The organism is Marinobacter sp. es.048, from assembly GCF_900188435.1.
Taxonomy (GTDB): Bacteria; Pseudomonadota; Gammaproteobacteria; order Pseudomonadales; family Oleiphilaceae; genus Marinobacter.
Map to the genome: position 1 here is coordinate 963,451 of NZ_FYFA01000002.1, position 12,050 is coordinate 975,500.

Annotated in this window: 12 protein-coding genes; 1 reads left to right on the forward strand and 11 read right to left on the reverse strand. The window is 56.6% G+C overall.

The window, feature by feature from the left end:
• Nucleotides 1-39: 39 nt before the first annotated feature.
• On the forward strand, nt 40-567 hold the full coding sequence (locus CFT65_RS15420; RefSeq protein ID WP_088828956.1) for a hypothetical protein: 528 nt from the start codon (nt 40-42) through the stop codon (nt 565-567).
• Between the two features lie 80 nt (nt 568-647).
• Here the strand turns inward: CFT65_RS15420 and CFT65_RS15425 are convergent, their stop codons facing one another.
• From CFT65_RS15425 to CFT65_RS15475, 11 genes are all read right to left on the reverse strand, one after another.
• Complete coding sequence (locus CFT65_RS15425) at nt 648-1,643, reverse strand: branched-chain amino acid ABC transporter permease (RefSeq protein ID WP_088828957.1); 996 nt, start codon at nt 1,641-1,643, stop codon at nt 648-650.
• 2 nt (nt 1,644-1,645) lie between these two features.
• Nucleotides 1,646-2,533 carry a branched-chain amino acid ABC transporter permease gene (locus CFT65_RS15430; protein WP_041645051.1) on the reverse strand — a complete coding sequence of 296 codons (888 nt, stop codon included), beginning with the start codon at nt 2,531-2,533 and terminating at the stop codon, nt 1,646-1,648.
• Nucleotides 2,534-2,639: 106 nt separating this feature from the next.
• Entirely contained in the window at nt 2,640-3,851 is a 1,212-nt protein-coding gene (locus CFT65_RS15435; RefSeq protein WP_088828958.1) for an ABC transporter substrate-binding protein, read from the reverse strand.
• Nucleotides 3,852-3,923: 72 nt separating this feature from the next.
• Nucleotides 3,924-4,646, reverse strand: coding sequence for an ABC transporter ATP-binding protein (locus tag CFT65_RS15440; protein ID WP_008175916.1), 723 nt, complete (start codon nt 4,644-4,646; stop codon nt 3,924-3,926).
• Nucleotides 4,643-5,446 (reverse strand): ABC transporter ATP-binding protein, encoded by an 804-nt coding sequence (locus tag CFT65_RS15445; RefSeq protein ID WP_088828959.1) that lies wholly within the window; start codon nt 5,444-5,446, stop codon nt 4,643-4,645. The genes CFT65_RS15440 and CFT65_RS15445 overlap by 4 nt, the downstream gene beginning before the upstream one ends.
• 78 nt (nt 5,447-5,524) lie before the next feature.
• The gene (locus CFT65_RS15450; protein WP_088828960.1) at nt 5,525-6,328 is read right to left on the reverse strand and encodes an alpha/beta fold hydrolase; all 804 of its coding nucleotides are present in this window, start codon (nt 6,326-6,328) and stop codon (nt 5,525-5,527) included.
• A 4-nt stretch (nt 6,329-6,332) separates the two neighbouring features.
• A complete protein-coding gene (locus CFT65_RS15455) occupies nt 6,333-6,749 on the reverse strand; it encodes a PaaI family thioesterase (protein ID WP_088828961.1) in 417 nt (138 codons plus the stop codon).
• Nucleotides 6,746-8,395, reverse strand: a complete 1,650-nt coding sequence (locus CFT65_RS15460) for an AMP-binding protein (RefSeq protein WP_088828962.1) — start codon at nt 8,393-8,395, stop codon at nt 6,746-6,748. The genes CFT65_RS15455 and CFT65_RS15460 overlap by 4 nt, the downstream gene beginning before the upstream one ends.
• Nucleotides 8,396-8,568: 173 nt before the next feature.
• Complete coding sequence (locus tag CFT65_RS15465; RefSeq protein ID WP_088828963.1) at nt 8,569-9,630, reverse strand: proline racemase family protein; 1,062 nt, start codon at nt 9,628-9,630, stop codon at nt 8,569-8,571.
• Nucleotides 9,630-10,772, reverse strand: coding sequence for a zinc-binding dehydrogenase (locus tag CFT65_RS15470; RefSeq protein WP_088828964.1), 1,143 nt, complete (start codon nt 10,770-10,772; stop codon nt 9,630-9,632). The genes CFT65_RS15465 and CFT65_RS15470 overlap by 1 nt, the downstream gene beginning before the upstream one ends.
• Nucleotides 10,773-10,872: 100 nt before the next feature.
• A complete protein-coding gene (locus CFT65_RS15475) occupies nt 10,873-11,976 on the reverse strand; it encodes an AI-2E family transporter (RefSeq protein WP_088828965.1) in 1,104 nt (367 codons plus the stop codon).
• Between the last annotated feature and the right edge of the window lie 74 nt (nt 11,977-12,050).

Sequence of the window (12,050 nt, forward strand, 5' to 3'; positions counted from 1 at the left end):
CTATATTTCCCTGAATCTTTCGTTTCAGAGATCCACTAAATGACAATCCCCAAGACCGCAAAATTCGCTGCCGCCATACTCGGGCTTTCCCTGGCGGGATGCTCGATTCAGGACACCCTCTCGCTGGGCGTCGACGATCCATGTACGTCATTGAAAGGAATCGTTGCCGACTATCCCTCCGGCTTTGAACAGTACCGGGGCAGCTCCAATGGTTTCAGCTCGGTTACCGTCTACACAACGAAGGAACAGATTGTAAAAGGACACTGTGAAGTCTGGAGCTGGGCGAATGACGACAGCGCCTACGTCTGTTCCGGCAACACCCCCAACAACGAGGTGGCGACCACCAGGTACAACACGGCCGTAAACTGGATGGGACAATGCCTGGGTAATGGCTGGACAAGCACGGAAGGCGAAAGAACGCGGGATGGAGAAAACGCTGGAACGGTGACCCGGTTTCGCTCGAACGAGGCTGGACAACCGAATGTGTCGGTTCACCGGGTAGCGTTCCGCGGCGATTCCGCGGTTTATGTTTATGTGGGAACGCCCAGCCGTTTAGCGGAGTTCTAACCAGAGAAACCCTGCCATTCGAACAACAAAAAGGGCCACCATGAGAGGTGACCCTGTTATTTTCCTGGGTAAAGCAGGCTTTAGCCCAGGTTCTTTTTCACAAACTTCTGGATCTCTCCCACGATACCGCTACGGAATGCCAGTACGGTCAGGACGAAGATCCCGCCGAGGATTGGGTCCACCCAGTCACGCAGGGCACCCTGAGACAACTGGTACTCGATGTTCACCACGAAGGTGGCACCAACCACAGGTCCTAACAGTGTTCCCATACCCCCAACCAGAGTCATCAGGATGACCTCGCCCGACATATGCCAGTGGGCATCGTTCAGGGAGGCAAGCTGGAACACCACGGATTTCATAGAACCGGCCAGACCGGCCAGGGCAGCCGAGATTACGAACGCGAGCACCTTGTAGCGGTCCACGTTGTAACCCAGGGAGACGGCACGGGGTTCGTTCTGCTTGATCGCCTTCAGCACCTGGCCGAACGGACTACCGACGATACGCTGCACCAACAGGTAGCAGGCGATGAACACCACCAGAACGAAGTAATACATGTTCAGGTTGTCTTCGAGATTGATGAAGCCCAACAACTCGCCACGGGGAATGCCGTGCATGCCGTCTTCACCGCCCGTGAACTCGGACTGGACGAAGAAGAAGAACACAAGCTGGGCAAGCGCAAGGGTTACCATCGCGAAATAGATACCCTGGCGACGAATCGACAGCAAAGCAAAGCCAGTACCAAGCACTGTGGCCGCGAGCGTGCCGGCGATGATGCCCATCTCCGTGCTGAGCCCGCTGTAATTACTGAGCAGGTAACCGGTGGTGTAACCCCCTGTGGCCAGGAAGGCTGCGTGGCCAAATGACAACAGGCCGGTGAAGCCGAACAGAAGGTTGAACGCCACCGCAAACAGCGCGAAGCACAGGATCTTCATCAGGAAGACCGGATAGATCATGAACGGTGCCGCCAGCAGGATGAGCAGCAGCACACCGTTCAGCATCATCTTTTTGCGATCCTGAGCGGCCTGTTCCTGAACGATAGCCTTGTGAATGTCGGCGGAATTGACTGGCTGATTCATGGTTATGCCTCCTTACCGAACAAGCCACTGGGCCGGAACATAAGAACCAGAACCATGACCAGGAAGATGATCGCCGAGGATGCCGGCGGGTAGAAGGTTTTGGTGAGCCCTTCAATAACGCCCATCAGAATACCGGTGATGATGGCGCCGCCGATGGAGCCCATACCGCCGATAACCACCACGGCGAAGACCGTAATCAGCGTGGCCGACCCCATGACCGGCGTCACCGAGTAGATGGGCGCGGCCAGAACACCGGCAAAGGCTGCCAGCGCAACACCAAACCCGTAGGTGAGGCTGATCAGAAGCGGCACGTTAATGCCAAAACCCTGCATCAATTGAGAGTCTTCCGTACCGGCCCGGAGGTAGGCGCCCAGCTTGGTTTTCTCAATCACGAACCAGGTTGCAAAGCAAACGACCAGTGCCGCTACGATGACCCATGCCCGGTAGTACGGCATGAACATGAAGCCGAGGTTTACGCCACCCTTGAACATGTCCGGCATGGTATAGCGAAGCCCGGAAACCCCGAACCAGTTCACCAGTACACCCGAGATGATCAGCGCAACGCCGAACGTCAGCAGCAGACTGTAGATGTGATCCTGCCCCGCGATGCGACGCAGCAGAAAATATTCAATGGCGACACCGAAGGCACCAACCAGAAGTGGCGCCAGCAATAAGGCGACCCAGTAATTCACGCCCAGATAGTCGAACATCAGGACGGTGGTCATGGCGCCGAGCATATACATGGCGCCATGGGCAAAATTGATGATCTTCAGCAGACCGAAGATGACCGCGAGCCCAAGGCTCAGAAGGGCGTAAAAGGCGCCGTTGATTATTCCGATCAGGAGCTGGCCGGATAGCACAGCTAAAGGGACGCCGAAAATCATGGACATTGGGCTAACTCCAGAAGCAGCACAGGGATTGTTTTTTGGCTTTATTCTTTTCCGTTTTCATGGGTTCGCCCTGCCCTGTTGCAGGACGAACCCATAACGGTCGCTTTTAGTTATTGACCAGCTTGCACTTGCTCTCGGAGAGCGGACGGTAGGACTCTTCGGCCGGGATGGTCCGCAGAATGTTGTACAGATCCCACTCGTTCTTGGACTCGGCCGGGGTCTTCACTTCCGCCAGGTACATATCGTGCACCATGCGGCCATCAACGCGGATCTTGCCGTTCTTGGCAAACATGTCGTTGATCGGAGTGTCCATCATCTGCTTGCGCACAGTCTGGGCATCGTCAGAACCGGTGGCCTCTACGGCTTTCAGGTACTGCATGGCGCTGGAGTAGATGCCAGCGTGAACCATGGTCGGACGCACGCCTGTTTCTTCCATGAAGCGATCAGACCACTCACGGGTTTCATCGTTCATGTCCCAGTACCAACCCGTGGTGAGCTGGATGCCCTGGGCCGTCTGAGCGCCAAGCGCATGTACGTCAGTCAGGAACAGCAGCAGTGCCGCCAGAGTCTGGCCTGACTGGGTTACGCCGAACTCACTGGCGGTGGTGATGGCGTTGGTGGTGTCGGCGCCGGCGTTTGCCAGACCGATAACATCAGCACCGGATGCCTGGGCCTGCAGAATGAACGATGAGAAATCCTGAGTGGGGAACGGATGGCGCACTGAGCCAATAATTTCACCACCGTTGGCTTCGACCACGCGAGTCACATCACCTTCCAGGGCATGACCGAAAGCGTAATCGGCAGTCAGCATGTACCAGGTTTTGCCACCTTCTTTAACGACCGCACTGGCGGTGCCGTTGGCCAGCGGATAGGTGTCGTAAACGTAGTGGATGTGGTTCGGGGTACAGTGCTCGTTGGTGATGCTGGAAGCCGCTGAACCGGAGATAATACCCAGGCGATCGTGCTCTTCCAGAATCTTGCTCACGGCGATGGAAACAGAGGAAGCCACCATACCAGCTACGAGGTCTACATCCTCGTTCTCAACCCAGCGACGGACTGTGCTGGATGAGGTATCCGGGCTGTTACGGTCATCGGCGCTGACCACTTCAATCTTGGCACCGTTTACCTGGCCGCCAAAATCGGCAATCGCCATTTCCAGGGCCTTCAGCCCGTTCGGTCCTGCCAGGTCACGGTAGGTGCCGGACATGTCCGCCAGATAACCGATCTTGACCGTGTCATTGGAAATGGCCGCCTGGGCTCCGCCTACCATCATGGCTGATGCAACGGCTGATGTCAGAAGCTTTTTCATCATTGTCATTGTTGTATCTCCGCTACTGTCTTGCGTTGGTTCGGGTTGTTGTTACTTTTCTTGCTTTCGTCCTATCCGGGATCAGACTCCCAAATAGCCATCCAGCACCGACTGCTTTGCACTCAGTTCGTTGGCGCTGACTTCTTCCACAATCTGACCGTGCTCAACAACGTAATGACGGTCGGCTAACGGTGCTGCGAAGTGGAAATTCTGTTCAACCAGGACAATGGTCAGGCCCTTGTTCTTCAGGGCAATCAGGACCTCTCCCAGCTTTTCTACAATAACCGGTGCCAGGCCCTCGGTGATCTCGTCCAGCAACAGCATATTGGCGCCGGTGCGCAGAATACGCGCCATTGCCAGCATCTGCTGCTCGCCACCGGACAGCTTTGTGCCCTGGCTGAAGCGTCGTTCATAGAGGTTGGGGAACATGTTGTATATTTCTTCCAGACTCATGCCGCCGCTACGCACGACCGGCGGTAGTGTCAGGTTCTCCTGGACACTCAGTGAGGAAAAAATGCCCCGATGTTCGGGGCAATACCCGACACCCAACCTGGCAATATGATGAGGTGCACAGGACATTGTCTCCTCACCATTGATCATAATGGAGCCTGTACGCCGGCCGACCATATTCATGATGGCTTTGAGCGTTGTGCTACGGCCCGCGCCATTGCGCCCGAGCAAAGTCACCAGTTCCCCGCGGTTCACCACCATGTCGATGCCGTGGAGGATGTGAGATTCGCCGTAAAAGGCGTGCAATCCGGACAGTCGCAGCTGTTCGTACTCGCGGTCGGATTTTGTGGTCATTGCGCTGCCTCCGCCTGATCATTGTCGGCGGTGGTTCCGCGCTCTCCGCTACCAGCACTGCCCATATAGACCTCGCGAACCCGTGGATCGGCAGAGACTGCCGCGTAATCGCCCTCGGTGAGAACCGCCCCCTGGGCCAACACCGTAATGCGGTCACAAAGCTTGCTGACCACGCTGAGGTTGTGTTCAACCATCAGCACAGTCCGTCCCTCGGCGGCCTTGCGTACAAGCTCCACAACACGATCAACGTCTTCCGAACCCATACCCTGGGTCGGCTCATCGAGCAACAGGAGTTGGGGCTCCATGGCAAGCGTGGTTGCCAGTTCCAGCGCCCGTTTGCGCCCGTAAGCCAACTCAACGGTAGTGGTGTTGGCAAATTCGGCCAGGCCCACGGCATCGAGAAGCTCCATGCAACGCTGGTTGAGCTTGTGCAAGGAATTGCCGGATTTCCAGAAACTGAAGGAGGTGCCCTCGAAGGTCTGCAAGGCAACCCGGATGTTCTCCAGCGCGGTCATGTGCGGGAATACGGCTGAGATCTGAAACGAGCGAACAACCCCCTGGCGGGCAATGGCGGCTGACTTCATCGGGGTGATGTCTGCGCCCTTGAACAGGATCTGGCCCCGAGTCGGGATCAGGAATTTGGTGAGCAGATTGAAGACCGTGGTCTTGCCGGCACCATTGGGACCGATCAGGGCATGAATATGGCCTTTCTGAACCTTCAGGTTCACGTCGTCGACCGCAACAAAACCCTTGAATTCTTTGACAAGGTTACGGGTCTCCAGAACGAACTGTTCACTCATGAGCCAATCTACCTTTGTTATTTTTGTGCGTTTTATCTGACTACCAGATTAGATTGACGTATACGTAAACGTCAACACTTAATTGCAGTTTTTAAGCACACTCTCGCTACGCAAAAAGTCGTATAGAAGGTCTACTACCTGGTTCTGCTTTTCCAGGTGGGGCGAATGACCTGCATCCTCAAGAAGGACGCCGCGAGCATTTGGCCCGATGCCAGCAACGATGTCAGTGACCTGCTCTGGCACTCCATACTCGTCGTTCTCCCCCTGAATGATCATAGTCGGACATTCGATTGCCGCCAGCCAGCGACTGAAATCCATCGCCGACTGGAACCCTTCGTCACGCCATACTGTCTGCCAGGCGTTAAAAATATCGTCGGTCCGGTTGCCGTGATGGCGGGCCAAGCGATCCCGGATATCCGTCTCCCGATAGCGAACGGCCATCTCCTCTATACCAGCCAGGGTGAGGTGATCCGCATAGATGTGCGCAGCCATGGTCACCAGGGCCTTCACACGATCACCCATGGCACCTGCAGCCACAAGAGCAATGGAACCGCCGTCGCTGTGCCCTATCAGTACAGCATCCCTGATTTCGAGTCTGTCCAGCAACCTGGGCAATCCCTGATGACCGGCAACCTCGAGGTAATCGTAAGGGCGCGGAAGTTCTTCGTCGGAAGAGTGGCCGTAACCCTGTCGATTGTAGATCAGAGCATCGCAGCCGGTGGCTTTCGCCAGTTTTTCCGGGAACTTCCGCCACAGGGCGATGCTGCCAAGGGATTCGTGCAGAAAAACCAGCACCGGTCCTTTCGGTTCCGCGTGCTGGATCCGCCTGACTTCCAGCTCAACACCGTCACCTACCGGCACCATCATGTCACGAATCTGCATGGCGTTACCGATTTGGAGGAATGGAGTAGGTCATGGTTGAGTGAGCCACAGGCTCTTCCGCGCCTTCGGAATAAACGAACACTTCGCCCACGCCCATGGTGCGACCGACTTTCAGCATGGTAGCACGGGCCCAGATGGGCTGATGTGCCACCGGCTTGCGCAGAAAATTGATATTCAGGTTGGTGGTCACCGCCAGGGGCACCAGGCCAATCTTGCTCAACAGCGCCGCGTAGAGGGTGACGTCCGCCAACCCCATCATGGCCGGCCCGGAGACGGTGCCCCCGGGCCTGAGATGCGCCTCATCCACTTCCAGCCTCATTTCCGCCCAGCCATCCCCGAGCTTCTGCAGGGTGCCGTAGGCTTCCCCCTGCGGAAACTGCTCGTCAAGAAAGGCCTGCAGCTCTTCAAACGTGATGATCATGCGCCGGTTTCTTCCTTCGCCTGATTGCGCAGGACAAACCGCTGGATCTTCCCGCTGGGCGTCTTGGGCAGTTCGTCGACGAATTCGATTTCCCGCGGGAACGCGTGGGTAGACAGACGACGGCGCACCAGATCCTGAAGTTCGTCTTTCAGGGCCTGCTCATCTCCAAGAGCGTAATCGCCCTTGATCACCACATAGGCTTTGATGATGGAACCGCGCTTTTCATCCGGCTTGCCGACAACGCCGGACTCGGCCACAGCGGCATGCTCGAGCAGTGTGCTTTCAACGTCCGCAGGGCCCACGCGGTAACCGGCAGTGGTGATGATGTCGTCGTCCCGGCCGCTGAAGGAGAAACAGCCATCGCCATGGTTGATCACCATGTCGCCGGTGAGATAGTAGCCGTTCACGAACGGATCCTTTTCACCCCAGGTGTAGCCGTCGAAATGGAAGAGCGGGGAAGCTTTCACGTCGACAGCTAGCTGGCCGACCTCACCCTCACCCACTTCCTCATTCTTCTCGTTCAGGGCAACCACTTTATGGCCGGGGGAGGCATAGCCCATGGAGCCTTCGCGAACCGGATGCTGCAGGCCGTGGAAGTTGCAGCAGGTCATCCCGGTCTCGGTCTGACCGTAGTGATCTTTCACCGGGCAGAAATGACGGTTACGGATCCAGTTCACCACTTCCGGGTTGAGAGGCTCACCGGCACTGCTGGCAACCCGAAGACCCAGGTTCTCTCCTTCCGGCAACACGTGATCGTTCGCCTTTAGCAAGCGGTAGGCCGTGGGCGCTGCAGCCAGGTTGGTGATCTTGTACTTGCGGATCATGTCGTAGGTGGATTCCGGGGTAAAACCGCCCGGGTTGAAATGCGTGGCGTGGCCCATCAACAGAGGACCCACCACAGCGTAGTAAAGACCGTAGGCCCAACCGGGATCGGCCACGTTCCAGAACTTGTCGCCGTCTTGCAGATCGATGGCGTACTTCATGTAGACATAGAACGCCAGCAGCGCCTTGGCGGGAACAGCAACACCCTTGGACTTACCCACAGTGCCGGAAGTGAACATCTGCAGGAACGGATCATCGCCCGTGATCATCACAGGCTCAAAGTCGCTGGACTGGGCCGCCAGGGTTTCTTCGAAATCAGGAATATCTGCACCAATCTCACTGGCGTTGACACCAACAACCGGCGGGCAAACCTTGACGTCGTTCAGCTTGGGATGGTTCTCCGGGTTGGTCACCACCAGCTTGGTGCTGGCCCGCTCAAACCGGTATTCGATCGCCCCGGAACCAAAGGCCGTGAACAGTGGCTGGTACACAGCACCAGCACGGAGGGTACCGGCAATAACGATCAGCAGCTCCGGCGTGCGCGGCAGGAGTGCAGCCACCCGGTCGCCCTTTCCGATGCCCTGGGATTTCAGATAATTGGCAAAGCGCGCCGAGGCGTCTTTCAGCTCGGCGAAAGTCAGAGTGCCATCACCGCCATCTTCAGTTTCGTAGTACAGCGCAACCCGACTGGGGTCATCTGCCCATTTGTCGCAGATTTCGTGGCATACGTTGAGCCCGCTATCCAGACGTCCATCCAGGATGTCCGCTTCCAGAGCAGCAGGATCGAAGTTGTTGTAAACGTCGGTATATTCCGGAAGGCTCATTCTCAACTCCTGTTGTTTTTATCATTGAAAGCACGGGTCAAGGTTTAGCACAGGCTTCACTTTACGTAAAGGTAAACTTTAGACCAAAAAGAAAGAGATTTGCAGGGTTTTATGAGCGGGAAAACCGGGCGCAGCATGCCTGCCGCGCCCGTTGAAAGGATCAAGCGCGAAAATCAGGTTTTCGACATAACTTTCCCGTGATGGCGACTTGAAAGTATGTGATGCAGGGATCCGCACTCAACCATGGGATCATTACAGTTGACCACGATGTCTGAGCGGGCAATGACATAACCCTTGCCAGTGATACTGTTCTTGATCACCTGATACTCCCCCACTTCCTCAACAGACGTAAATTCACCGATAAAACCGGTTTCACGCAGGGAAATGGTCTCGAGCCTGTCGCCCGGTTTGATACTACCTTCATAGTTCATCAGCGCCAGGCGAGCCGATGTGCCGGTGCCCGTTGTACTCCGGCATATCACCCCGGGATGTACATAGGTTGCAGAGCGGGACCGGTAATAGCCTTCGGCCACATGCTCCACAGGCCCCATGAAGTGCAGAAACGGCATTGGCCCCACATCACCAAGGGAGTAATGGGAAAAGCCCCGTTCGGCCTGAATGGCCTCGACAATGGCGTGGGCGGTTTCCGCCAGTTTTCGCTCTTCGTCCAGGGTCAGGTCGAAGCCCATGCTGGCCGCATCAACCAGCGCGTAAAAGCCGCCACTGTAGGCAACACTGTAGGTAATCTCGCCCAATGAGGGCACGTCGATGCTGGCCTTGTAGGTGTGAATGTAACTGGGCAGACCTTCACAGGTGATGGCTTCCACCACGCCGTCGTGCACCGTCGCATCAACCTGTACCAGGCCTGCGGGAGACTCCAGGATAAAGCTCTGTTCACCCTCTTGTTTCGGAACAATGCCCAATTCGAGCACTGCGGTGGCCGTGCAGATGGTGTTTGAGCCTGAGTAGATCGGGTAGCCCATCACCTCCATGATAATGTAACCGGCGGCAGCCCGGGGATCGGTTGGCGGCACCAGCAAATCCACGGACATCTCCGGCACACCGTGTGGCTCTTCCAGCAGCAGTCTGCGCAGGCCATCGGCGTCATCCCGCAGGTACTCCATCTGCGCCCGAACGGTATCGCCCGGCAACGGATCAATGCCACCGGTCACGATCCGGCTGACATCACCGCCGACATGGGTATCCATCAACTGAATGGTCAGTTCGGGTTTCATCAAGCGCTCTCCAGTGACCAGGGTTGGCCGTGTTCTTCCCACTGCGAGTCGGGAACGATCACGATCTTGCCGAGATAATTGCTACCGCGGTTCACAAAGTATTCTTCTGCACGGTGCAGATCAGAGAGCCTGAAGGCACCGTGCAGAACCGGTTTCAACTGACTTCCCCGGATCCAGGCCATCAGTTGTTCCGCCTCTTCCCGGGTGCCATGGGATACCCCGAAAATCTGTACCTGGTACAGGTAGATCCGCGTCCACAGGATTTCGCTGATGTTGCCGCCACTGGCACCAGCAATACTGAGACGCGGGTAGGTACTGCGAGCGTTCATATCGAAGATCATGGTGTCGATGAACACATCGGTCATCTCACCACCCACCAGGTCCATCACCGCATCGATGGGTTTGCCACCGGTTTCCGCTTTCACGCGATCAACAAAGGTGCCCATATCGGAGCGATCCAGCACAGCCTCGGCGCCCAGCTCCAGCAGAGCCGCCGCCTTATCCTGTTTGCTCAGGGCATAGGGAATGGCACCCATGATCCGACATAGCTGGATCAGGGCGGTGCCAACGCCGCCGCTGGCACCGGTAACCAGCACCCGCTCGCCAGCCTTGATGTTGGCAGAGGTAAGCATGTGCATGGCGGTCTGGTAGGAACACATCCCCATGGACGCCAGTTCGGCATCCGCCAGCTCGGCGTTGGGTATGTGATGGAACTGGTCGGCCGGCAGCGCCACGTATTCGGCATAACCGCCATCGGCACCATGGCCGAAGTAATCGGGTGTGAGATTGATGTCGCGCCGGTCATTGGCGTAGATATTGAAATCCAGCAGGCCCCGTTCGCCGATGCGGGACTCATCCACACCGTCACCCACGGCCACGACACGGCCGGCGATATCCGCACCCTGAATCCTGGGAAACACCAGCGTAGGCTTACCGCCCATCTGGAAGGATGTCATTTCGCCTTTTTTGGTGGGGTAAAGCCCTTCCCGAGCTTTGCGGTCGGTGTTGTTCTTCGCAGTTGCAGTAACCTGCACAAGCACCCGTCCGGCTTCTGGGGCCGGAACAGCCACATCCTGGTACTCCAGTTTATCGACATCACCGTGACCGGTAAGAACCATGGCTTTCATGGTGTTCGGGATCATAGGCTGACGATCCTCCCTGTTTACTGGATTTCGGGTATTCAGAGAGGATAGGTGAGTTTAGCCGGCGTGTCAGTGCGTGTTGCGAGTATCCATTATCAGACTACCTGGCAATCACTTTATAGACCGGACGCAGCTTGGGAATCTGCTTTAGTACCACCTGGATGACAGTCATCAGGGGCACTGCCAGAAGCACGCCTACCGGCCCCCAGAGCCAGCCCCAAAAGAAGATCGAGACAAAGATGATCACTGGGTTGATCGCCATCCGAAAGCCGTGAATCCAGGGTTCGATAAATAACCCCACGAGCGTGGTTAAACCAAGGAACCCCAGAGGGGCAATGGCCATCATCCAGAGTTCGTCCAGGCTGACTGCCGACACTATGGTGAGCATGGATATCGAGAGGATGTTGCCCAGATAAGGAATAAAGCGGGCAAGACCTGCCACCAAGCCCCAGACCGCCGGATCGGGCAAACCGACACCCCAGCATATCAACCCCGTAGTGGTACCGACGGCGAGATTGCTCAGACCGAGAACGCCAAGGTACTGGGCGATCTGATGCTGGGAATCATGGGTAATCCGCAACACCGTTTTTCGCTGATCAATGGGGAGCTGACGCACAAAATTCTTGATCAGGCGATCACCGCTGACCAACAGGAAATAGGTCAACGCCAGTGCCAGCGCGAGGCCAGCGATGCCGTTCCGGGCCTTGGTCATCAATTGGTTGCGCCAGGAGTCCGTTTGCAGAACAACCGCCGTTGGCTGTTGCTGTTCTGACTCCGAGAGTTCCTCAACGGACTTTTCAACCTGCTCCGCGGACTCCGTGACTCTGGCGATCTGTCGACTGATTTCGCTCTCGCCCACCAGCAACCTAGATATCCCCTGGGGCACTTCCTCAACCCACTTCAGGGCGGGCGTCGCAACGGCCAGTGTGATGCCGACGATTCCAGCCAGCACCAGGAGCACGAAAACCAGCGAGCTGATCATCCGGGGAATCCGCCACTTAACGTATGCCTTCTTCACCAGTGGTGAGAGCAGCAGGCTTGTCATTAGCGCGAGAATGATGGGCAGGACAATCTGGTGAGCCACGTACAGGGTGTACAGGATGCCCAGACCGAACAAACCATATATCGGCGTGGCAAGATCCGATGAAATCAACAGACGCTTTTTCTCGTCCGCTGGTTCCTTATTTGTGGATTGGTCGTCCATGATGAACCCTGCATACCGTGGAAATAAACTGGCCCGGAAAATTCCAGGCCAGCGTTCACAACGGTCAGTCTACC